This is a genomic window from Pseudomonas sp. 1176_21, from assembly GCF_052850635.1.
In genome coordinates this window covers 466,162-490,038 of record NZ_VXCV01000001.1, presented here as the reverse complement: position 1 = coordinate 490,038, position 23,877 = coordinate 466,162, and the positions used below count along the sequence as shown (strand labels likewise).

Below are 23,877 nucleotides of genomic sequence, written 5' to 3'. Positions count from 1 at the left end.
ATTCATGTTGGGCGAGATTATCTCTGACCCGATGGCTTATAGCATGCGCTCACCTGTTCCCAAACAACAACGAGTGAGCCGCCATGACCAAGACCTTCAAGATTGCCGCCATTCCCGGCGACGGTATCGGAAACGAAGTGCTGCCCGAGGGCATCCGCGTGGTCGAAGCCGCCGCGCGCAAGCACGGCCTGGACATCCAGTTCGAATTCTTCGAGTGGGCCAGCTGCGACTATTACCTGGCCCACGGCAAGATGATGCCCGATGACTGGTTCGAGCAGCTCAAGGGCTTCGATGCGCTGTACTTCGGTGCGGTAGGCTGGCCCGACAAGGTGCCGGACCACATCTCGCTGTGGGGCTCGCTGCTCAAGTTCCGCCGCGACTTCGACCAGTACGTGAACATCCGTCCGGTGCGCCTGTTCCCCGGCGTACCCTGCCCGCTGGCCGGTCGCGAGCCGGGCGACATCGACTTCGTGGTGATCCGCGAGAATACCGAGGGCGAGTACTCCTCGCTGGGCGGTCGCATGTTCGAAGGCACCGAAAACGAGTTCGTGCTGCAGGAGTCGGTGTTCACCCGCCGCGGCGTCGACCGCATTCTCAAGTATGCCTTCGACGTGGCGCAGACCCGTGAGCGCAAGCACGTGACCTCGGCCACCAAGTCCAACGGCATGGCCGTGAGCATGCCGTACTGGGACGAGCGCACCGCCGCGATGGCCGCCAACTACCCCGAGATCAGCTGGGACAAGCAGCACATCGACATCCTCTGCGCACGCTTCGTGCTGCAGCCGGACCGCTTCGACGTGGTGGTGGCTTCCAACCTGTTCGGCGACATCCTCTCCGACCTGGGCCCGGCCTGCGCCGGCACCATCGGCATCGCACCGTCGGCCAACCTCAACCCCGAGCGCAGGTTCCCGTCGCTGTTCGAACCGGTCCACGGCTCGGCGCCGGATATCTTCGGCCAGAACATCGCCAACCCGATCGCGATGATCTGGTCCGGGGCGCTGATGCTGGAGTTCCTCGGCAATGACGGCGCCGACCCGCGCTACCGCGCCGCCCACGACGACATCCTTGGCGCCATCGAGCGCGTGATCGCCGCCGGCGACACCACCCGCGACATGGGCGGGCAGAAGTCCACCCAACAGGTCGGCCAGGCCATCACCGCGCTGATCGAAGAGTGAAACAACGGGCCGGTTGTCTGAATTGCCAGACAATCCGGCCCGTCACCTCTTGCGAGCCCACAAGATTCTAGGCAGAATCTGTTAACCAAAAGATAGTAGTTAACTTATAGTTAACAGAAGGAGGACGCTTTACCGCATTACCCCCCGGATTGCCTGCCGGGTACAGATAAGAACGCCAACGTCCAGGAGACGATGATGTCGCACAAGAATAAAAAACAGATAGATGTGTTCCTGATTACCGTGAGCCTGATTGCCGTGCTGCTCACCGTGATCGGCCTCGCCGTGTTTCCCTCCCAGGCCGAACAGGCCGCCAACCAGTTGTTCGAGATTGCCACCCGTACCTTCGGCACCAGTGTCCAGGTGCTGGTATTCGGCAGTTCGCTGGCCGTGCTGTATCTGGCGTTCAGCAAGTACGGCAACATCCGCTTCGGCAGCGGCAAGCCCGAGTACTCCACCCCCACCTGGGTGTTCATGTTCATCTGTGCCGGCATGGGGTCCTCGACCCTGTACTGGGGCGTGATGGAATGGGCCTACTACTACCAGACCCCTGGTCTGAACATTGCCGCGCAATCGAGCCAGGCGCTGGAATACAGCGTCAGCTACTCGTTCTTCCACTGGGGCATCAGCGCCTGGTCGATCTATGCCCTGGCCTCGCTGGCCATGGCCTATCACTTCCACGTGCGCAAGAAGAGCGGCCTGAACCTGGCCTCGATCGTCGAGGCGGTGACCGGCTTCAAGGCCACCGGCCCGATCGGTCGCACCGTGGACCTGATCTTCCTGCTGACCATGATGGGCGCGCTGACCGTGTCGCTGGCGCTCACCGCCTCGACCCTGACCCGCGGCCTGCATGACCTGGCCGGCACCCCCGACACCTTCACCGTGCAACTGATGGTGATCGGTGCAGTGGCCATCCTGTTCTCGCTCAGTTCCTACATCGGCATCGATGGCGGCCTGCAGCGCCTGAGCAAGATGGTGTGCATCGGCGCGCTGGTGTTCGCCGGCGTGGTGCTGCTGGTGGGCCCGACCCAGTTCACCATCAACAACACCGCCAACTCCATCGGCCTGATGGTGCAGAACTATGTGCGCATGAGCCTGTTCACCGACCCGGCCGGCGACGGCGCGTTCACCCGCAACTGGACGGTGTTCTACTGGCTGTGGTGGGTGTCCTATGCCCCGGGCGTGGCCATGTTCGTGACCCGTGTGTCCCGTGGGCGCCAGCTCAAGGAAGTGGTGTTCGCCCTGCTCGCCGGTGGCAGCGTGGGCTGCTGGTTCTTCTTTGGCGCGCTGGAAAGCTACAGCATGCACCAGTTCATCAACGGCGCCATCGACGTACCGAAGATCCTCAGCGAGCAAGGCGGCGAATCGGCGGTCAGTGCCCTGCTGACAGCACTGCCGATGGGCAAGGTGTTCCTGGGCGTGTACCTGTTCATCATGGCGGTGTTCTGCGCCTCGCACATGGACGCTGCCGCCTATGCCGTGGCGGCCACCAGTACCCGCAACCTGCGCGAAGGCGACGACCCCACCCCCACCCACCGTCTGTTCTGGTGCGTGGTGCTAACCCTGGTACCGCTGGCCATGCTGTTCGCCAAGGCGTCGCTGTCGACCATGAAGACCGCCGTGGTGCTGACCGCGATCCCGTTCATGGTGATCCTGCTGATCAAGATCTACGGCTTCTTCAAGTGGATGCTGCAGGACTACGGCCAGGTGCCGGCCCACCGCATCGAGGAAGAGGCCGCGCGCCTGGCCGGCGAGCAGCCCGAACAGCCTGAACCCGTTGAACAACCCGCAGCGGCCCCGGTAACCGCGACGGCCCGCTGAGTCGCTGACCCCGACCCACCTGCACGGATGCAGGCCTGACGGTCCTTTTTTTTGCCTGTTCTGTTAACCAATAGATACACGTAAACCAATAAGTAAAAGCCAATTGAACAACGGTGCGCCGGCCTGGCTGGACGCCCCCGTGAGGAGATAGCAATGAACGACTTCAAACGCCTGCCCGCCGATTTCTGCGCCAGCGCAGACGAGGCCTTCACCATTCCGGCCAAGTTCTACACCCAGCCTGCGGTGTTCGAGCACGAGAAAGAGAACATCTTCGCGCGCAGCTGGATCTGCGTGGGTCATCGCAGCGAAGTGGCCGAGAACAACGCCTACATCACCCGCGAGATCATCGGCGAGAGCATCATCGTGGTGCGTGGTCGCGACAGCGTGCTGCGCGCCTTCTACAACGTGTGCCCGCACCGTGGCCACCAGTTGCTCAGCGGCAGCGGCAAGGCCAAGAACGTGATCACCTGCCCGTACCACGCCTGGACCTTCAAGCTCGACGGCGAACTGGCCCACGCACGCAACTGCGAGAACGTGGTCAACTTCGACAAGCAGAACTCCACCCTGGTGCAGCTGCGCGTGGAAGAGTACGCAGGCTTCATCTTCATCAACATGGACATGGACGCCGGCAGCGTCGAAGACCAGCTGCCCGGCCTGCAGGCACGCATGCGCCAGGCCTGCGCGGTGATCGACGACCTGCACCTGGCAGCACGTTTCGTCAGCGATACCCCGGCCAACTGGAAGTCCATCGTCGACAACTACCTGGAGTGCTACCACTGCGCCCCGGCGCACCCGGGCTTCTCCGACTCGGTGGACGTCGGCCAGTACAGCCACACCACCTACGGCAACTGGACCCTGCAATATGGCCTGGCCAAGCCGTCGGAGCAGTCGTTCAAGTTCGACGAAAGCGTCAAGGACCCCTCCTTCGCCGGCTTCTGGGCATGGCCGTGCACCATGTTCAACGTGCCGCCAGGCGCGAACTTCATGACCGTGATCTACGAGTTCCCGGTCGACGCCGAAACCACCCTGCAGCACTACGACGTGTACTTCCTGAACAAGGACATCACCGAAGAGCAGCAGAAACTCATCGACTGGTACCGCGAGGTGTTCCGCCCCGAGGACCTGCGCCTGGTCGAGAGCGTGCAGAAGGGCCTCAAGTCCCGCGGCTACCGTGGCCAGGGCCGGATCATGGCCGACCGTGAGCGCAGCGGCATGAGCGAGCACGGCATCGCCCACTTCCACAACCTGATCGCCGTCGCCCACCTCAACGACTGACAACGCCCGCCCCCGGTACGCCGGGGGCGGCATGGAGTGCCTTGCGTGAAACTCAACGATCCCACACTGCTGCGCCAACAGGCGTACATCAACGGCCACTGGTGCGATGCCGACGACGGTCGTCAGGTCGAGGTCTGCGACCCGGCCAACGGCGAGCGCCTGGGCAGCGTGCCGCTGATGGGCGGCGCCGAGACGGTACGCGCCATCGAAGCCGCCGAGGCCGCGCTGCAAGGCTGGCGCGAGCGCACCGCCAAGGACCGCGCGCAGGTGCTGCGCCGCTGGTTCGAACTGCTGCTTCAACACGAAGACGACCTGGCCCGGCTGATGACCTTCGAGCAGGGCAAGCCGCTGCACGAGGCACTGGGCGAGATCCGCTACGCGGCCTCGTTCATCGAATGGTTTGCCGAGGAAGGCAAGCGCGTCTACGGCGATGTCATCCCCAGCCCTTCCAACGACAAGCGCCTGCTGGTGATCAAGCAGGGCATCGGCGTGTGCACCGCCATCACCCCGTGGAACTTCCCGGCGGCGATGATCACGCGCAAGGTGGCCCCGGCCCTGGCCGCCGGCTGCACCATCGTGGTCAAGCCGGCCAACGAAACCCCCTTCTGCGCCCTGGCGCTGGTGGAGCTGGCCGAACGTGCAGGCATCCCGGCCGGGGTGTTCAGCGTGGTCACCGGTGATGCGGTGGCCATTGGCGCCCAGTTCACCGGGCACCCGGCCGTGCGCAAGCTGAGCTTTACCGGCTCCACCCCGATCGGCCGGCTGCTGATGGGCCAGTGTGCCCAGAGCATCAAGAAGGTGTCGCTGGAACTGGGCGGCAACGCGCCGTTCATCGTGTTCGACGATGCCGACATCGACGCCGCCGTCGAAGGCGCGCTGGCAGCCAAGTACCGCAACGCCGGCCAGACCTGCGTATGCGTCAACCGTTTCTACGTGCATGACAGCGTGTATGCGCAGTTCACCGAACGCTTCGTGGAGCGCGTGCGCGCCCTGGGCGTGGGCCACGGCACCAGCGCCGCGAGCCAGGTCGGCCCGCTGATCAGCGACAAGGCCGTGGCCAAGGTGCGCAGCCTGATCGACGACGCCGTGGCCAAGGGCGCCGACCTGCTGCTGGGCGGCGAAGCCCATGCGCTGGGTGGCAACTTCTTCGCACCCACGGTGCTGGCCAACATTGCACCGGGCACCCAGCTGCTGCAGGACGAGATCTTCGGCCCGGTGGCGGCCATCGTGCGCTTTCGCAGCGACGAAGAGGTGATTGCCCAGGCCAACGACACCCTGTACGGCCTGGCGGCGTACTTCTACAGCCGCGACATCGCCCGGGTGTTCAAGGTGGCCGAGGCTCTGGAGTACGGCATGGTCGGTATCAATACCGGGCTGATCTCCAATGAAGTGGCGCCGTTTGGCGGCGTCAAGCAGTCGGGCCTGGGCCGCGAAGGCTCGCGCTACGGCATCGAAGACTATCTGCAAATCAAGTACCTGTGCCTGGCCGTGTGAGCCAGTGGCAGTCGAGGTGAATCATGGCCAACAAATACGAGATGTTCAGTGTGCAGGTAACCGCCGTCGAGCAGGCGACGCCGCTGATCAAGCGCTTCACCCTGGCCCGTGAGGACGGCGCGCCGATGCCGGCATTTACCGGTGGCAGCCACGTGATCGTGCAGATGCAGGGCGCCGACGGGCGCCAGTTCAGCAACGCCTACTCGCTGATGAGCGACCCGCGCGACACCCGCAGCTACCAGATCGGCGTGCGCCTTGAAGAGCAGTCCAAGGGTGGCTCGGCGTTCATGCACCAGCAGGTCGAGGTGGGCAGCGTGCTGACCATCTCCAGCCCCAACAACCTGTTCGCGCTGGACCCGAGCGCGGGCCGGCACGTACTGATCGCCGGCGGCATCGGCATCACGCCGTTTCTGGCGCAGTTGCATGAACTGGAGGCCGGCAGCACCGCCTACGAGCTGCACTATGCCTTTCGCAGCCCCGAGCATGGCGCGTTCCAGGCCGAACTGAGCAGCGGGCCGCATGCGGCCAACACGCAGTTCTACATCGACAGCCTGGAGCGCAAGCTGGACCTGGCCACGCTGTTTGCGGGCCTGGATGACGCGGCGCATGTGTATGTGTGCGGGCCCAAGCCGCTGATCGATGCGGTGATCGCCACCGCAGCATCGCTGGGCATTGCCGAGCAGCGCGTGCACTGGGAGCAGTTTGCCGCGGCGCCGGTGACCGGTGCGGCGTTTACCGTGGTGCTGGCGCGCTCGGGGCAGGAGTTGCAGGTGGAGGAAGGCATGACCATCTTGCAGGCCATCGAGAAATCCAAGGCGGCCAAGGTGGAATGCCTGTGCCGCGAGGGTGTGTGCGGCACCTGCGAGACCATGATTCTGGAGGGTGAGGCCGAGCATTTCGACCAGTACCTGAGCGATGAAGAGAAGGCTTCGCAACAGAGCATGATGCTGTGCGTGTCGCGGGCGCGCACGGCCCGACTGGTGCTGGACCTTTGAATCGATTCGCCGGCAACGCCGGCTCCTACAGCAGATCGCCCAACCTGTAGGAGCCGGCGTTGCCGGCGAAGTCTTTCAAGCCGGGCGCAGCACCAGCACCGCCAGTGGCGGCAGGTTCACCGCCAGCGACAGCGGCTGCCCATGGCTGGGCAAGGCCTCGCTGCTCACCGCCCCGAGGTTGCCGTAGTTGGACCCGGCATACACCTGGGCATCGCTGTTGAGCACCTCCACCCACTGTTCGCCAAACGGCACCCCGATGCGATAACCCTCCCTCGGCACCGGCGTGAAGTTGGCCACCACCAGCAACGGCTCGCCCTCGGCGCTCCAGCGCAGCCACGCATACACGCTGTTGCGCGCATCGTCGCCGATCAGCCACTGGAACCCTTGCGGCACGCAGTCCTGCTGATGCAGCGCCTTCTCGTCGCGGTACAGCCGGTTCAGGTCGGCCACCAGCGACTGCACACCCTTGTGCTCGGGGTACTGCAACAGGTACCAGTCCAGTTCCGCGTCATGGTTCCACTCGCGCCACTGGCCGAATTCGCAGCCCATGAACAGCAGCTTCTTGCCCGGATGGCACCACATGAAGGCCAGGTACGCGCGCAGGTTGGCGAACTTCTGCCAGCGGTCGCCCGGCATCTTGTCGATCAGCGAGTGCTTGCCGTGCACCACCTCGTCATGGGAAATCGGCAGGATGAAATGCTCGGAATACGCGTAGATCAGGCCGAAGCTCATCTCGTTGTGATGATGCGCACGGTGGATCGGGTCGTTCTGGATGTAATGCAGGGTGTCGTGCATCCAGCCCATGTTCCACTTGTAGTTGAAACCCAGGCCGCCCTGCTGGGTCGGCTGGCTGACACCCGGCCAGGCAGTGGATTCCTCGGCGATCACCAGCGCCCCCGGCGCCTCCTGGGCCACCACGTCGTTGAGGTGGCGCAGAAAATCGATGGCCTCCAGGTTCTCGCGCCCGCCGTGGCGGTTGGGCACCCATTCGCCGGCCTTGCGCGAATAGTCGCGGTACAGCATCGAGGCCACCGCATCCACCCGCAGCCCGTCGATGTGAAAATGCTTGAGCCAATGCAATGCCGAAGCCAGCATGAAGCCGTGCACCTCGTTGCGCCCCAGGTTGTAGATCAGCGTGTCCCAGTCCTGGTGGAAGCCCTCCAGCGGGTTGGCGTACTCATACAATGCGGTGCCGTCGAACTGCGCCAGCCCATGTTCGTCGGTGGGAAAATGCGCCGGCACCCAGTCGAGGATCACGCCGATGTGGGCCTGGTGGCAGGCGTCGATGAACGCGGCGAAATCCTCGGCCGTGCCATAGCGCGCGGTGGGCGCGAACATCGACAACGGCTGGTAGCCCCACGAGCCGCCAAACGGATGCTCCATGATCGGCATCAGCTCGATATGGGTGAAGCCCAGCTCCTGGATGTAGGGCACCAGCCGCTCGGCCAGTTCGCGCCAGTTGTAGTAGCGGGCCACTTCACCGCTTTCATCCAGCTCGCATTGCCAGGAACCGGCGTGCAGTTCGTAGATCGACAGCGGCGCGTTGGTGGCCTGGTGCGCTGCACGCACGCGCATCCAGCCCTGGTCCTGCCACACATGGCCCAGCGCGGCGGCCACCTTCGAGGCGGTGCTGGGCGGCAGCTCGGTGGCCAGTGCCAGCGGGTCGGCCTTGAGCGGCAGGATGCCGTCGGGCCCGAGCAGTTCGTACTTGTACGTCTCGCCGGCCTGCAGGCGCGGGATGAACAGCTCCCACACACCGCTGGGCACGCGCTTGCGCATCGGGTGGCGGCGCCCGTCCCAGTTGTTGAAGTGACCGACCACCGACACCCGCCGCGCATTCGGCGCCCACACCGCAAAGCGCACCCCGTCGATGCCGTCCACCTGTGCGGGCTGCGCGCCGAACACCTTGGCCAGGTCGCGATGATTGCCTTCGGCGAACAGGTACAGGTCCATCTCGCCCAGCAGCAACTGGGTAAAGCTGTAGGGGTCTTCGGTGACCTGCTCGCCCCCTGCCCAGTTGATGTGCAGGTCGTACGCCTGCGGTTGCTGCAACCGCCCGCTGAACAGCCCGGGCACACTGCCCTGCTCCAACTCCAGCAGCACCTGCCCGCTGTCGCGGGCCACCGCCCGGGCACTCAGGGCATCGGGCAGGTAGGCGCGTATCCACTGCCCGCCCGCGCCATCCGGGTGCGGCCCGAGCACCGCGAACGGGTCGCCGTGCCTGGCATTGACCAGGTCATCGATATCCCTTGTGCCCAACCCAGCCTGTTCCCGCTTGTGCGCGCTCATTCATTCTCCCCACGTACTGACAAGCCCATGGAGGCCATGCAAGGGCACGGCCAACCAGCTCGGGCGATTCTCGGCTTCATACATAATTTCGTAGGCAGCCTTTTCCAGGCTGAACAGGTCCAGCGCCGCGCGTGCCCCGCCGGGCTGTTCCCAGGCGTGCGGCAGGTCGGCGGTGGCCAGATCGTAGGCCTGAACAAAGGCATGCCGGGCCTGGTGCAGGTAGCGCCGCGCCACGCGCTGACGGGCCTGGCGGGCCGGCGGCGAGACGTCCACCCCCGACGCGCTGCGCAACACCATCGCAGCAGCATAGTCGAACGAACGCAGCACGCCGCTGACGTCCTTGTACAGGCTGTGCTTGCCGCGTCGCTCCTCCAGCGGGCGCGCCGGCTCGCCTTCGAAGTCGATCAGATAGGCATCGCCCTGCACCACCAGCACCTGGCCCAGGTGCAGGTCGCCGTGTACCCGTATCAGCACGCCACCGACCGCCTGCATGGCCAGTTCGCTGACCTGTTCGAGCAGGCCCTTGCGCTGCTTGCCCAGGTCGTCGACCAGCGCCTGGCTGTCGGCATCCAGCTCATCGCGGTGCTGCTCCAGCAGGTCGAACGCCTGGTTGAGCTGGGCGCTGACCTGCTTGCCCCAGGCCTTGCCATCGCGCGCGCTACTCACCCGCGGCTTGAACGCCGGGTCCTGGGTGGGCGCGGCCAGCACCTTGTGCATCTGGCCCAGGCGCTGGCCCAGCTGCGCGGCAAAGGCCTGCAGCTCCTGCAAGGCATCGGCATGGGCCTGCGGGGCCTGGATGCCGGGTTCCATTTCGTCGCGAATCGCGCGTTCCAGGGTGTTCTGGGTCCAGTCCCAGGCGTCGCCCTGGTTGCTCAGGTAGCCCTGGGCGATCATCAGCAGGTGCGGCTGCCCGGTGGCGTCCACCCGGCTCAACCAGCCCAGCAGCGGTGATATGTTCGGGTAGCCGGCGGCAGTGAGGTAGGCGCTCATCTCGAGCTCGGGGTGGATGCCGCCATTGACCCGGCGGATCAGCTTGAGCACCAGGCTGCCCCCTACCACCACCGAGCTGTTGGACTGCTCGGCCGACAGGTAGCGCACCGCCGGCTCGTCGCCCAGCTCCAGGGCGGCCAGCTGCTCGGTGGCCTGGAACTGCAACTCGCCGTCGCTGCAGCTCAGGCGCGTGCCATCGGCAAAGCCGGCCAGCACCGCGCGAATGAAGCTTTCGAGCACGAAACCATCGGTGATCAGGCCCACCTGGCGCCCCCGGCGTACCCGTGACAGGGCCAGTTGCTGGGGCAATGCGCTGGTCAGCTGGTCTTCGCCGATCAGGCCGAACGGCAACTGATAGCGGCTGGTCTGCCCGCCGCTGTCGACCTCGATTTCACTGAGCAGCACGGGGCTGGTGGCCGCACCGAAGCGCACGCCATAGGCGATGCGCACCTTTTCCAGCGCGGCGCCCTTGCCCGCGAACCAGCGGCGCTTGGGCAGGTACTGCGGCAGGATGGCGTCTTGCAGGGTGTCGCGCGACGGCGATTCGAGCAGCTCTTCCATGCGTTTCTTGAGCACCACGGTGGTGAACTCCGGTAGCGGCTGCGCGGGCTGCACATGCCAGCTGGGCATCTGGTCCCTGGGCGCGAGCAGGAACCAGTAGAAGCCATAGGGCGGCAAGGTCAGCAGAAACGGCAGTTGGCCGATCGGCGGGAACGCGCTGCCGCCGAGCATCTCCACCGGCACCTGGTCGACATAGGCCGAGAGGTCCAGCTCTGCCGCCTGGGCGGCGCGGGACACGTTGGCCACGCACAGAATGGTTTCGCCCTTGCCGTCGCTGCCGGTGAACTCGCGGACATACGCCAGGATGCGGCGGTTGCTGGGCGAGAGCATGGTCAGGCTGCCGCGGCCAAAGGCCTTTTGCTGCTTGCGCACCGCCAGCAGGCGACGGTTGAAGTTGAGCAGCGAATGCGGGTCGCTGGCCTGGGCCTCGACGTTCACCGACTGGTAGCCGTACAGCGGGTCCATGATCGGCGGCAGCACCAGGCGTGCCGGGTCGGCGCGGGAGAAGCCGCCGTTGCGGTCGATGGACCATTGCATCGGCGTGCGCACGCCGTCGCGGTCGCCCAGGTAGATGTTGTCGCCCATGCCGATCTCGTCACCGTAATACAGGGTCGGGGTGCCCGGCATCGACAGCAGCAGGCTGGTCAGCAGCTCGACCCGGCGCCGGTCGCGTTGCAGCAACGGTGCCAGGCGCCGGCGGATGCCCAGGTTGATGCGCGCGCGACGATCCTGGGCGTAGTAGTTCCACAGGTAGTCGCGCTCGCGGTCGGTGACCATCTCCAGGGTCAGCTCGTCGTGGTTGCGCAGGAAGATCGCCCATTGGCAGTTGGCCGGGATCTCCGGGGTCTGGCGCAGGATGTCGGTGACCGGAAAGCGGTCTTCCTGGGCCAGCGCCATGTACATGCGCGGCATCAGCGGAAAGTGAAAGGCCATGTGGCACTCGTCGCCCTGCCCTTCGCCGAAGTACAGCTGGGTGTCCTCGGGCCACTGGTTGGCCTCGGCCAGCAGCATGCGGTCGGGGTAGTTGGCGTCGATTTCGGCGCGGATCTTCTTCAGCACCTGGTGGGTTTCGGGCAGGTTCTCGTTGTTGGTGCCATCGCGCTCGATCAGGTACGGGATGGCATCCAGGCGCAGGCCATCCACGCCCAGGTCGAGCCAGTAGCGCATCACCCCGATCACCGCCTTGAGCACCTGCGGGTTGTCGAAGTTGAGGTCGGGCTGGTGCGAATAGAAGCGGTGCCAGAAGTACTGGCCGGCAACCGGGTCCCAGGTCCAGTTGGAGTGCTCGGTGTCGAGGAAGATGATGCGCGTGCCGTCGTACCTGGTATCGGTGTCGGACCACACATAAAAGTCCCGCGCCCTGGAGCCGGGCTTGGCGCGCCGGGCCTTCTGGAACCACGGGTGCTGGTCGGAGGTGTGGTTGATGACAAGCTCGGTGATCACCCGCAGGTTGCGCTTGTGCGCCTCGGCGATGAAGCGTCGCACGTCGGCCAGGGTGCCGTAGTCGCTGTGCACGGCCTTGTAGGCGGCGATGTCGTAGCCGTCGTCGCGCCGTGGCGAGGGGTAGAACGGCAGCAGCCACAGGGTGTTGACCCCAAGCTCGGCGATGTAGTCGAGCTTGGCGATCAGGCCGGGAAAATCACCGATGCCGTCGCCGTTGGAGTCGAAGAACGACTTGACGTGCACCTGGTAGATGATCGCGTCCTTGTACCACAGCGGGTCGTTGATGAACGTGGCTGGGCGGGCTTTCTTCGCCATGTACGACTCCTTCTGGTTGGCGGGGGGCTAGCGGGCCGGGGTGATGCGCCAGATGCCGAACGGCTGGTGCCAGGGTTCGATGCGCATCCACTGGGTCTTGCCGTACCAGCTCCAGCGATGGCCGCTCATCAGGTCTTCGCCGAAGGTTTCGGCGTCGTCCTCCAGGCCCAGCTCCCACAGCGGCAACTCGAAGTGCGCCTCCTGGGCGTTGTGCGGGTCGAGGCTGACGGCCACCAGGATCAGGCTGCCGCTGGCCGGATCGCCCTTGGCGAAGTACAGGATGTTGTCGTTCCAGGCGTTGTAGAAGCGGATGCCCAGGTGGGTCTGCAGGGCCGGGTGCTGGCGGCGGATGCGGTTGAGCTGGGCGATCTCGGCAATGATGTTGCCGGGCTGGGTGTAGTCGCGCGGGCGGATCTCGTACTTCTCCGAGTCCAGGTATTCCTCCTTGCCCGGTATCGCCGCCGCCTCGCACAGCTCGAACCCCGAATACATGCCCCACAGGCCCGAGCCCATGGTGGCCAGCGCTGCGCGAATCAGAAAGCCCGGGCGGCCGGAGTCGTGCAGGAAGAACGGGTTGATGTCCGGCGTGTTGACGAAGAAGTTGGGGCGGTAGCAGTACGACCACGGCGGCTGGTTGAGTTCGCTGAAGTACTGTTGCAGCTCGGCCTTGGTGTTGCGCCAGGTGAAGTAGGTATAGCTCTGCGAATAGCCGACCTTGCCCAGGCGCGCCATCATCGCCGGCTTGGTGAAGGCCTCGGCGAGGAAGATCACCTGGGGGTGCTGGCTGCGCACGTTGGCGATCAGCCACTCCCAGAACGGCAGCGGCTTGGTGTGCGGGTTGTCCACGCGAAACTGGGTCACGCCCTCCTGCACCCAGCCCAGCACCACGTCGCGCAGGGCCAGCCACAGGGCGGGCACCGCGTCGGCGGCATAGAAGTCGACGTTGACGATGTCCTGGTATTTTTTCGGCGGGTTCTCGGCATAGCGGATGGTGCCGTCGGGGCGCCAACTGAACCAGCCCGGGTGCTCGGTGAGCCAGGGGTGGTCCTGGGAGCACTGGATGGCGAAGTCCAGGGCGATTTCCAGACCATGCTCGGCGGCGGCGGCCACCAGCCGGCGGAAGTCTTCGCGGCTGCCCAGCTGCGGGTGGATGGCCTCGTGCCCGCCGTCGGCGCTGCCGATGGCGTAGGGGCTGCCGGGGTCGTCGGGGCCGGCCTGCAAGGCATTGTTGCGGCCCTTGCGGTGCTGGGTGCCGATGGGGTGGATGGGCGGGAAGTACAGCACGTCAAAGCCCATGTCGCGGATCATCGGCAGGCGCTGATGCACGTCGTTGAAGGTGCCGTGGCGGGCCGGGTCGTCGGTGACCGAACGCGGGAACAGCTCGTACCAGCTGGCAAAGCGTGCGCGCTCGCGCTCCACCTCAATAGGGAACTCGGCGCTGCGGCTGAGGTAGGCACGGTGGTCGGCGCGGCCCATCAGGGCGCGGGTGTCGTCGTGCAGCAGCAGCTCGACACCGGCCTGGGCAGGCAGGCTGGCCAGTTGCAGGGCCACCGCCTCCAGTTGCGCACGCAGCGGCTCGCTGCTGCGCTCGGCGCTCTGCATCAGGTGGCGGCGGCCCTCCTCCAGCTCCAGGCCTACGTCGACGCCGGCGGCGAATTTCTTCTCCAGCTCGTAGCAGTAGCTGGCGTACTGGTCGATCCAGGCCTCGATCATGAACAGGTGGCGGCCCACCTCGCTGACCGTGAAGCGCCCCTCCCAGCTGTCGTTGCCCAGCAGCGTCATGGGCACTTCGTGCCAGTTGGGGTGCTGCAGGCGGCGCCAGCTCAGGCGCACGGCCAGCACGTCGTGGCCGTCGGCGAAGACCTTGCTGGTAACGGTGACCTGTTCGCCCACGGTGCCCTTGACCGCGTGCTGGCCGGCGTCGAGCACAGGTTCGGTGTTCTCGATCACTATGCGCGGCAGCAGCAGCGCCCTGGCCAGGGTCAGGGTGTGCTCGCTGGTTTCATCGGTGCTGAAAGGCTCATCGCGGGTCATCGAACATCGCTCCGTTACGCTGTGACGGTAAGGTTCAGAGCAATGGCAGGCGTGGGGGTTCAATAAAAAATGAGCGATGCGGCGCGGCCACGGTCGAAGAATGGGTCAGCCTTTGAACAGCCCTTTATGTGAGGTTCGGCCCATGAATATTCCTATTCCTGCTGAAACGCCTGATCCGAATATCGATGACCCCAATCTGCCACCACCGGCGCCCGAGAAGGAGCCTGAGCCGCCCAAGGAGCAGGAGCCCGTGGGCGACCCGCCCAGTGAAGAGCCGCCGGTGAAGGTGCAAGCGTAGACCGGGATCCGGCAGTTGCACTGCGGTGTGCCCATCGCGGGTCAAGCCCGCTCCCACAGGAGTGCGGTGGTTTACAGAAATGCGCGATACCTGTGGGAGCGGGCTTGACCCGCGATGGCTGAAACGCCGAGCTCAACGGTTGCACAACTCCTCGATGCTGATCTCGCGCATGCGAAACTTCTGGATCTTGCCGGTCACCGTCATCGGAAACTCCTCGACGAAACGAAAATGTCGCGGCGTCTTGAAGTGCGCGATGCGGCTCTTGCACCAGGCCTGCAGCTCCCCATCGGTGGCGCTGTGCCCAGGGTGCAGCTTGATCCACGCCACGATCTCCTCGCCGTAACGCTCATCCGGAATGCCGATCACCTGCACGTCCGCCACCGACGGGTGGGTAAAGAAGAACTCCTCCAGCTCGCGCGGGTAGATGTTCTCGCCACCGCGAATGATCATGTCCTTGTTGCGCCCGGCAATGCACACGTAGCCCTGCTCGTCCATGCTCGCCAGGTCGCCGGTGTGCATCCAGCCCGCCGGGTCGATCGCCTCGCTGGTGGCCGCCGGGTTGCCCCAGTAGCCCAGCATCACGCTGTAGCCGCGGGTGCACAGTTCGCCGATGGTGCCACGCGGCACAATGCAGCCGTGTTCGTCGACGATCTTGCTCTCCAACTGCGGCTGGGTGCGCCCCACCGTGGTCACGCGCAGCTCCAGCTCGTCGTCCGGGCCGGTCTGCAGCGACACCGGGCTGGTCTCGGTCATGCCGTAGGCGATCTGCACCTCGCCCATGTGCAACTGGTCGATCACCCGACGCATCACTTCGATCGGGCAGGTGGCGCCGGCCATGATGCCGGTGCGCAGGCTACTCAGGTCGTAGTCGCCGCGCCGCGGCTGGTCGAGCAGCGCGATGAACATGGTCGGCACCCCGTACAGCACGGTGGCGCGCTCGCGGGCCACGCCTTCGAGGGTCAGCAGCGGGTCGAAGGCGTCGTTGGGGTAGATCATGGTGGTACCGTGGGTGATGCAGCCCAGGTTGCCCATGACCATGCCGAAGCAGTGGTACAGCGGCACCGGGATCACCATGCGGTCATGCTCGGTCAGGCCCAGGCTCTCGCCGACCATGTAGCCGTTGTTGAGGATGTTGTAGTGACTCAGGGTCGCGCCCTTGGGGAAGCCCGTGGTGCCGGAGGTGTACTGGATGTTCACCGGCTGGTCGAACTGCAGGCTCTGCTGGCGCTGCTGGTACTCGGCCGGGGCGACCTGCTCGGCCATGCCGGCCAGCGCCGCCCACGGCAGGAAGCCGCCCGGCGGCGCGTCGTCGAGGCTGATCAGCCCGCGCAGGTCGGGCAGGCGCTCGCCATTGAGCTGGCCTGGCGCCTGGTGCGCCAGCTCCGGCAGCAGTTCGCCGAGCATGGCATGGTAGTCGGAGGTCTTGAAGGTGCCGGCGCAGATCAGCCACTGGCAGGCAGACTGGCGCAGCACGTATTCCAGTTCGCTGGTGCGGTAGGCCGGGTTGATGTTGACCAGGATCACGCCGATTTTGGCGGTGGCGAACTGGGCGATGCACCACTGCGCGCAGTTGGGCGCCCAGATACCCAGGCGGTCGCCGGTCTTCAGGCCCAGCGCCATCAGGGCGCGGGCATGCAGGTCGATGCTGTCGGCCAGTTCGCGCCAGCTGTAGCGCAGTTGCTGGTGGCGCACCACCAGTGCCTCGCGCTCGGCAAAGCGCGCCACGGTGTTGTCCAGGGCCTGGCCGATGGTCATGGCCAGCAGCGGTTTGTCCTGGCGACCCTGGGTGTAGCTCGGTTGATTCATGACGACCCCGTATTGTGATTGTTGTGGGTGCTGATTCACGCGAGACCTAATGTGGCGCAAATTAACGTTAACGTAAAGGTCATGGGGAGATTGACAGTGTTCGGTGCGGGGTTTACGTTAACGTAAAGGTGACAGATCGCAGCGCCTTGATCGCGGGTCAACCACCACGCCACTCAAAGAACAATCGACAAGAAAGGTGCCAGCATGCGTTATCCGACCCTGAACTTCGCCCTGGGCGAAACCATCGACATGCTCCGCGACCAGGTGCAGGCGTTCGTCGCAGCCGAGCTGGCCCCGCGTGCGGCGCAGATCGACCAGGACAACCTGTTCCCCGCCGACATGTGGCGCAAGTTCGGCGACATGGGCCTGCTGGGCATCACCGTCAGCGAAGAATACGGCGGCGCGGGCCTGGGCTACCTGGCCCACGTGGTGGCCATGGAAGAAATCAGCCGCGGCTCGGCCTCGGTCGCGCTCTCCTACGGCGCCCACTCCAACCTCTGCGTCAACCAGATCAACCGCAACGGCACCGCCGAACAGAAAGCCAAATACCTGCCCAAGCTGATCAGCGGCGAGCACATCGGCGCCCTGGCCATGAGCGAGCCCAACGCCGGCTCCGACGTGGTGTCGATGAAACTGCGTGCCGAACAGCGCGGCGACCGCTTCGTGCTCAACGGCAGCAAGACCTGGATCACCAACGGCCCCGACGCCAACACCTACGTGATCTACGCCAAGACCGACCTGGAAAAGGGCCCCCACGGCATCACCGCGTTCATCGTCGAGCGCGACTGGGCCGGCTTCAGCCGCAGCAACAAGTTCGACAAGCTGGGCATGCGCGGCTCCAATACCTGCGAGCTGTTCTTCGACAACGTCGAGGTACCCCAGGAGAGCATCCTCGGCCAGCTCAACGGTGGCGTGAAGGTGCTGATGAGCGGCCTGGACTACGAGCGTGTGGTGCTCTCCGGCGGCCCTACCGGGATCATGCAGGCGTGCATGGACCTGGTGGTGCCCTACATCCACGACCGCAAGCAGTTCGGCCAGAGCATCGGCGAGTTCCAGCTGATCCAGGGCAAGATCGCCGACATGTACACCCAGCTCAATGCCAGCCGCGCCTACCTGTATGCCGTGGCCCAGGCCTGTGATCGCGCCGAGACCACCCGCAAGGACGCCGCCGGGGTGATCCTCTATACCGCCGAGCGCGCCACCCAGATGGCCCTCGAGGCAATCCAGATTCTGGGCGGCAACGGCTACATCAACGAGTTCCCCGCAGGCCGCCTGCTGCGCGACGCCAAGCTGTACGAGATCGGCGCCGGCACCAGCGAGATCCGGCGCATGCTGATCGGTCGCGAGCTGTTCAACGAGACGCGCTGAGGCGCTCAGCGGCAACGCCGCCATAACGCAGACCCACTCTTGCAGCTTGGAGCTTGCCGCTTGAAGCTGCGCCAGGAGCCACGATGATTCTGAAGTCTCAGTTGAACCCCCGCGCGCCCGAATTCGCGCTCAACAGCGCGGCCATGCTCGAGCAGGTGCAAGGCCTGCGTGACCTGCTCGCCAGCGTGCACCAGGGCGGCGGGCCCAAGGCCCAGGAGCGCCACACCTCACGCGGCAAGTTGCTGCCGCGCGACCGCATCGACCGCCTGCTCGACCCAGGTTCGCCGTTTCTGGAGATCGGCCAGCTGGCCGCCCACGAGGTGTACAGCGAAGACGTGCCTGCCGCCGGCGTGATCGCCGGCATCGGCCGCATCGAGGGCGTGGAGTGCATGATCGTGGCCAACGACGCCACGGTCAAAGGCGGCTCGTACTACCCGCTGACCGTCAAGAAGCACCTGCGCGCCCAGACCATCGCCCAGCAGAACCGCCTGCCCTGCGTGTACCTGGTGGACTCCGGCGGCGCCAACCTGCCGCGCCAGGACGAGGTGTTCCCCGACCGCGAGCACTTCGGCCGCATCTTCTTCAACCAGGCCACCATGAGCGCCCAGGGCATACCGCAGATCGCCGTGGTGATGGGCTCGTGCACCGCCGGCGGTGCCTACGTGCCGGCCATGGCCGACGAGGCGATCATGGTGCGCCAGCAGGCCACCATCTTCCTGGCCGGCCCGCCGCTGGTCAAAGCCGCCACCGGCGAGGTGGTCAGCGCCGAAGACCTGGGCGGTGCCGACGTGCACTGCAAGGTCAGCGGCGTGGCCGACCACTATGCCGACAACGACGAACACGCCCTGGCCATCGCCCGGCGCTGCGTGGCCAACCTCAACTGGCGCAAGCTGGGCCAGCTTCAGGTGCGCACCCCGATCGCCCCGCTGTACGCAGCCGACGAGCTGTACGGCGTGGTGCCGGCCGATGCCAAGCAGCCGTTCGATGTGCGCGAGGTGATCGCGCGCCTGGTGGACGGCTCGCTGTTCGACGAGTTCAAGGCGCTGTTCGGTACCACGCTGGTGTGCGGCTTTGCCCACCTGCACGGCTACCCGGTGGCGATTCTGGCCAACAACGGCATCCTGTTCGCCGAGGCCGCGCAGAAAGGCGCGCACTTCATCGAGCTGGCCTGCCAGCGCGGCATCCCGCTGCTGTTCCTGCAGAACATCACCGGCTTCATGGTGGGCCAGAAGTACGAGGCCGGCGGCATCGCCAAGCATGGCGCCAAGCTGGTGACCGCAGTGGCCTGTGCCCAGGTGCCCAAGTTCACTGTGATCATCGGCGGCAGCTTCGGTGCCGGCAACTATGGCATGTGCGGGCGTGCCTACGACCCGCGCTTTCTGTGGATGTGGCCCAACGCGCGCATCGGCGTGATGGGCGCCGAACAGGCCGCAGGCGTGCTGGCCCAGGTCAAGCGCGAACAGAGCGAGCGCAGCGGCCAGGTTTTCAGCCCGCAGGACGAGGCGCAGCTCAAGCAGCCGATCCTGGACCAGTACGAACACCAGGGCCACCCCTACTATTCCAGCGCAAGGCTGTGGGACGACGGCGTCATCGACCCCGCGCAAACCCGCGAGATTCTCGGCCTGGCCCTCTCGGCAGCCCTCAATGCCCCGATCGAACCGAGCCGTTTCGGCATTTTCCGGATGTGACCGATGAGCGACTTCTCTACCCTTGAACTGATTCGCGACCCGCGCGGCTTCGCCACCCTGTGGCTGAGCCGCGAGGCCAAGAACAACGCCTTCAACGCGCAGATGATCCGCGAACTGATCATTGCCATCGACCAGATCGGCAACGACGCCAGCCTGCGCTTCATGGTGCTGCGCGGGCGCGGCCGGCACTTCAGTGCCGGCGCCGACCTTGCCTGGATGCAGCAGTCGGCGCAGCTGGACTACAACACCAACCTGGACGACGCCCGCGAGCTGGCCGAGCTGATGTACAACCTGGCGCGGCTCAAGGTGCCGACCCTGGCGGTGGTCCAGGGCGCAGCCTTCGGCGGTGCCGTGGGGCTGATCAGTTGCTGCGACATGGCCATCGGTGCCGACGACGCGCAGCTGTGCCTGTCGGAAGTGCGCATCGGCCTGGCGCCGGCGGTGATCAGCCCGTTCGTGGTGCAGGCCATGGGCGAGCGCGCCACCCGCCGCTATGCCCTGACCGCCGAACGCTTCAGCGGCGAGCGGGCCCGCGAACTGGGCCTGCTGGCCGAAACCTGCCCGGCCGCGCACCTGGATGCCGAGGTCGAGCGCTGGGTCGACAACCTGCTGCTCAACAGCCCGCAGGCCATGTGCGCCAGTAAGGAGCTGCTGCGCGAAGTGGGCAATGGTGAGCTCACCCCTGCCCTGCGCCGCTACTGTGAAGGCGCCATTGCGCGTATCCGCGTGAGCGCCGAAGGCCAGGAGGGCCTGCGCGCCTTCCTCGAAAAACGCACGCCAGCCTGGCAAACCCCCGCTTCGGACAAGGAGCCACGCCCATGAGCCGCCCTCTGCTGACCACCCTGCTGGTCGCCAACCGTGGCGAGATCGCCTGCCGCGTGATGCGCACCGCCAAGGCCATGGGCCTGACCACCGTGGCCGTGCACAGCGCCATCGACCGCGATGCGCGGCACAGCCGCGAAGCGGATATCCGGGTTGACCTAGGTGGCGCCAAGGCGGCCGAGAGCTACCTGGACATCCCCAGGCTGATTGCCGCGGCCAAGGCCAGCGGCGCCCAGGCGATACACCCGGGCTACGGCTTTCTGTCGGAGAACGCAGGCTTTGCCCGGGCCATCGAAGAAGCCGGGCTGATCTTCCTCGGCCCGCCGGCCAGTGCCATCGACGCAATGGGCAGCAAGTCGGCGGCCAAGGCGCTGATGGAAGTGGCCGGGGTACCGCTGGTGCCTGGCTACCACGGCGAAGCCCAGGACCTGGAGACCTTCCGCGCGGCCGCCCAGCGCATCGGCTACCCCGTACTGCTCAAGGCCACCGCCGGTGGCGGTGGCAAGGGCATGAAGGTGGTCGAGCAGGAAAGCCAGCTGGGTGAAGCCCTGGCCTCGGCCCAGCGTGAAGCGCTGTCGTCGTTCGGCGATGCACGCATGCTGGTCGAAAAGTACGTGCTCAAGCCGCGTCACGTCGAGATCCAGGTGTTCGCCGACCAGCATGGCAACTGCCTGTACCTGAACGAGCGCGACTGCTCGATCCAGCGTCGTCACCAGAAGGTGGTCGAGGAAGCCCCGGCCCCCGGCCTGAGCCCGGCGCAGCGCCAGGCCATGGGCGAGGCGGCGGTACGTGCGGCCCAGGCCATCGGCTATGTGGGCGCAGGCACGGTCGAGTTCCTGCTCGATGCCCGTGGCGAATTCTTCTTCATGGAAATGAACACCCGCCTGCAGGTGGAGCACCCGGTGACCGAGGCGATCACCGGCCTGGACCTGGTGGCCTGGCAGATCCGCGTGGCGTGCGGCGAGGCGCTGCCGCTGACGCAGGATCAGGTGCCGCTGCACGGGCATGCCATCGAGGTACGCCTGTACGCCGAGGACCCGGCCAACGACTTTCTGCCGGCCACCGGGCACCTGGCGCTGTACCGCGAGTCGGCGCCGGGCGAAGGGCGCCGGGTCGACAGCGGCGTGTGCGAAGGTGACAGCATCTCGCCGTTCTACGACCCGATGCTGGGCAAGCTGATTGCCTGGGGCGAGAACCGGGAGCAGGCACGCCTGCGCCTGCTGGCGATGCTCGACAGCTTCGCCATTGGCGGCCTGAAGACCAACATCGCCTTCCTGCGCCGCATCCTGGCCCACCGCGCCTTCGCCGAGGCCGAACTGGATACCGGGTTCATCCCGCGCTATCAGGATCAACTGCTGCCCGCGCCCGTCGCGTTGCCGACAGCGTTCTGGCAGGCTGCCGGGCAGGCCTTCCAGCAATCGCGCCCCGCCTGCGTGCGCGCTGATGACCGGCACTCGCCGTGGGCAGCCGCCACCGGTTTCAGGCCGGGCGTACCGGCGCAGACCGCCCTGCACCTGCGCTGCAATGGCGAAGATCGGGCACTGAACCTGAACCCCGGGTCGTTGTCCGCGCGCATGGACGGCGAGCACCTGGTGATCGAGCACGAAGGCGTGCGGCGCAGGCACCTGGCCGTGCGCCGTGGGCAAACGCTGTATCTGGAGTGGGATGGCGAGCTGCACGGGGTAAGCGCTTTCGACCCGATTGCCGAGGCGGACGCCGGCCATGCGCACCAGGGCGGCATGAGTGCGCCCATGAACGGCAGCATCGTGCGGGTACTGGTGGAGGTCGGTCAGGCGGTCGAGGCCGGCACGCAACTGGTGGTGCTGGAGGCCATGAAGATGGAGCACAGCATCCGCGCACCCCAGGCCGGGACGGTCAAGGCGCTGTATTGCCAGGAAGGCGAGATGGTCAGCGAAGGGGCCGCGCTGGTGGAGCTGGAGGTTCAGGAAGGCTGACGGCGCTGCACCTGCACAGGGTTTTGTGGGCGCCACGAAACCCTGTGTGGGCCGGCTTGCCAGCGACGCTTTTCAGCCCAGCCGGATAGACGCCTGCACCACTACACCGAGCACCTCGGTGCCCTCCTCCCACGTCAGTTTGGGCCAGGTGGGATTGAGCGGCTGCAAGTACCGCTGACCACCCTCCTCGACCAGCTGGCGAAACACCGCGACAGGATTGCCGGGCAGGCGCGCGATCACCAGCGCGCCGATCTCGGCAATTCGACCGCTGTCCACCAGCACCATCATGCCCGCCGGCACGCTCAGGCCCATGGGCGAATTCATCGCGTCACCTTCCACCGTCAGCCAGTAGCACGGGCCATCGGCCAGGTGGTCGCTGAGCACGGTCGGCGCGCCTTCGACAGGCTCGGCCAGGTGCTCCCAATCCGACAGCGGGTAGCGGAACGCCCCCAGCGCAGGTGTGGCATAGACCCCGGACGGCTCCGCGACGGCGTCGTCGCAGACCACGCCCATGCGCCCCATGCCCAGTATCCGCAGGATCTCGTCGATGGTGGCCAGCGGTGGGTTGTTCCTTCCCCGAATCCAATGGCCAACGCCACCTTGGGTCACCCCGAGGCGTTCGGCCAGTTTCTCCTGCGTGAGGCCCAGCTCGCGCATTCTGGCTTTCGCCAGTTCATTCCATTTTTTCATCGCTGGCACGATACGGACTGACAGCAGCGACTCAATACATACTCTGTAGTATTTAAGCGATGGAATACAATACAACATGTACTTAGGATTGAAGGGTAATCTTTTCCTACTCACTACAAGGAAGGCAGCCCCATGACCCCACCCCCTTTCAACGACCTGGACAGCGAAGCGGCACGCCGCGCACTGGACTATTACCTCAACCCTACCCCATCTACGGTCAGCCACACGGACGACCAGCTGTTCATCGCCCGCCAGGACCTCTCGGCCGAAGCGGCCACCGAACACGCCTCGAGCATGCTGCGCTGCGCCGCAGCCAGCGCCTACGAGTCGGCCGACAACCTCAAAGGCAACTCACGGGACATGGCCTTCTCGGTGATGCACATGATCAACATGGCCAGGGCGCTGCTGGACCGCAGCCTCGCGGAACAGGCCAGGCGGCAGGAGCTTCAATCAAGGGAGGGATGATGGGCAACGGGAACGGCGGTGGGGCAGGCCGTGGTTCAACGACCAGGCACAGCGATGCGGAATTTTTTGCTGGATAACAGAAAATTCATTTGACTTGAAAATGAGAACGATTATTATTGCAAACAACTGGTCGCGAGACTGGTTGGATAACTGAAAGCCCTTAGGTCGGACTCTCAGATTATCTCCTCATCAGGCTAATCACGGTTTTTGACCCGGCTTTTTGCCGGGTCTTTTTTTTGGCTCTTCAGGCTAATGAAGGCGGGTGGTGCTTGAATGGCAGCGATGATAGCAAATGTATGTCTCGATATGTAACCCCGAGGCAAGCCTTTGCCGATTCAGCACTTGAGAATCAATCTCATGTAGATTAAGCTGTCGCAGCGTCAGGGAAGACGCCCC

Annotated in this window: 16 protein-coding genes; 11 read left to right on the top strand and 5 right to left on the bottom strand. The window is 65.5% G+C overall.

Features of this window, described 5'->3' with window-relative positions:
* Positions 1–83 precede the first annotated feature (83 nt).
* From FW760_RS02415 to FW760_RS02395, 5 genes are all read left to right on the top strand, one after another.
* The gene (locus tag FW760_RS02415; protein WP_446443553.1) at positions 84–1,175 is read left to right on the top strand and encodes a tartrate dehydrogenase; all 1,092 of its coding nucleotides are present in this window, start codon (positions 84–86) and stop codon (positions 1,173–1,175) included.
* A gap of 195 nt (positions 1,176–1,370) precedes the next feature.
* Positions 1,371–2,993, top strand: coding sequence for a BCCT family transporter (locus FW760_RS02410; protein ID WP_104572522.1), 1,623 nt, complete (start codon positions 1,371–1,373; stop codon positions 2,991–2,993).
* Between the two features lie 153 nt (positions 2,994–3,146).
* Positions 3,147–4,268 carry an aromatic ring-hydroxylating oxygenase subunit alpha gene (locus FW760_RS02405; protein ID WP_043863952.1) on the top strand — a complete coding sequence of 374 codons (1,122 nt, stop codon included), beginning with the start codon at positions 3,147–3,149 and terminating at the stop codon, positions 4,266–4,268.
* Between the two features lie 45 nt (positions 4,269–4,313).
* Positions 4,314–5,762, top strand: coding sequence for an NAD-dependent succinate-semialdehyde dehydrogenase (locus FW760_RS02400; protein WP_043863953.1), 1,449 nt, complete (start codon positions 4,314–4,316; stop codon positions 5,760–5,762).
* A gap of 23 nt (positions 5,763–5,785) precedes the next feature.
* A complete protein-coding gene (locus FW760_RS02395) occupies positions 5,786–6,757 on the top strand; it encodes a PDR/VanB family oxidoreductase (RefSeq protein WP_043863954.1) in 972 nt (323 codons plus the stop codon).
* 75 nt (positions 6,758–6,832) lie between these two features.
* Here the strand turns inward: FW760_RS02395 and glgB are convergent, their stop codons facing one another.
* Genes glgB through FW760_RS02380 form a run of 3 tightly spaced genes read right to left on the bottom strand, consistent with a single transcriptional unit; the run spans position 6,833 to position 14,389 of the window.
* Positions 6,833–9,046, bottom strand: coding sequence for a 1,4-alpha-glucan branching protein GlgB (gene glgB, locus FW760_RS02390; protein ID WP_104572524.1), 2,214 nt, complete (start codon positions 9,044–9,046; stop codon positions 6,833–6,835).
* Positions 9,047–12,355 carry a maltose alpha-D-glucosyltransferase gene (gene treS / locus FW760_RS02385; RefSeq protein ID WP_446443552.1) on the bottom strand — a complete coding sequence of 1,103 codons (3,309 nt, stop codon included), beginning with the start codon at positions 12,353–12,355 and terminating at the stop codon, positions 9,047–9,049.
* 27 nt (positions 12,356–12,382) lie between these two features.
* A complete protein-coding gene (locus FW760_RS02380) occupies positions 12,383–14,389 on the bottom strand; it encodes an alpha-1,4-glucan--maltose-1-phosphate maltosyltransferase (RefSeq protein WP_415377490.1) in 2,007 nt (668 codons plus the stop codon).
* A gap of 142 nt (positions 14,390–14,531) precedes the next feature.
* On the opposite strand from FW760_RS02380, the gene FW760_RS02375 reads away from it, so the two are divergent.
* A complete protein-coding gene (locus FW760_RS02375; protein WP_178083066.1) occupies positions 14,532–14,687 on the top strand; it encodes a hypothetical protein in 156 nt (51 codons plus the stop codon).
* Positions 14,688–14,819: 132 nt separating this feature from the next.
* Here FW760_RS02375 and FW760_RS02370 read toward each other — a convergent pair whose 3' ends face one another.
* The gene (locus FW760_RS02370; protein WP_043863958.1) at positions 14,820–16,493 is read right to left on the bottom strand and encodes an AMP-binding protein; all 1,674 of its coding nucleotides are present in this window, start codon (positions 16,491–16,493) and stop codon (positions 14,820–14,822) included.
* 204 nt (positions 16,494–16,697) lie between these two features.
* Between FW760_RS02370 and FW760_RS02365 the strand changes: the two genes are divergently transcribed.
* From FW760_RS02365 to FW760_RS02350, 4 genes are all read left to right on the top strand, one after another.
* Positions 16,698–17,861 (top strand): isovaleryl-CoA dehydrogenase, encoded by a 1,164-nt coding sequence (locus FW760_RS02365; RefSeq protein WP_446443551.1) that lies wholly within the window; start codon positions 16,698–16,700, stop codon positions 17,859–17,861.
* An 83-nt stretch (positions 17,862–17,944) separates the two neighbouring features.
* Complete coding sequence (locus FW760_RS02360) at positions 17,945–19,549, top strand: carboxyl transferase domain-containing protein (RefSeq protein WP_350488577.1); 1,605 nt, start codon at positions 17,945–17,947, stop codon at positions 19,547–19,549.
* A 3-nt stretch (positions 19,550–19,552) separates the two neighbouring features.
* Positions 19,553–20,371 carry a gamma-carboxygeranoyl-CoA hydratase gene (locus tag FW760_RS02355; protein WP_254999835.1) on the top strand — a complete coding sequence of 273 codons (819 nt, stop codon included), beginning with the start codon at positions 19,553–19,555 and terminating at the stop codon, positions 20,369–20,371.
* Positions 20,368–22,326: an acetyl/propionyl/methylcrotonyl-CoA carboxylase subunit alpha gene (locus FW760_RS02350; protein WP_446443550.1), complete on the top strand. Its 1,959-nt coding sequence runs from the start codon at positions 20,368–20,370 to the stop codon at positions 22,324–22,326. The genes FW760_RS02355 and FW760_RS02350 overlap by 4 nt, the downstream gene beginning before the upstream one ends.
* A gap of 72 nt (positions 22,327–22,398) precedes the next feature.
* Here the strand turns inward: FW760_RS02350 and FW760_RS02345 are convergent, their stop codons facing one another.
* Positions 22,399–23,016 (bottom strand): LexA family protein, encoded by a 618-nt coding sequence (locus FW760_RS02345; protein ID WP_063611980.1) that lies wholly within the window; start codon positions 23,014–23,016, stop codon positions 22,399–22,401.
* Between the two features lie 132 nt (positions 23,017–23,148).
* Here FW760_RS02345 and FW760_RS02340 point away from each other — a divergent pair, with 132 nt between their 5' ends.
* The gene (locus FW760_RS02340; RefSeq protein WP_054914395.1) at positions 23,149–23,481 is read left to right on the top strand and encodes a DUF6124 family protein; all 333 of its coding nucleotides are present in this window, start codon (positions 23,149–23,151) and stop codon (positions 23,479–23,481) included.
* The last annotated feature ends 396 nt before the right edge of the window (positions 23,482–23,877 follow it).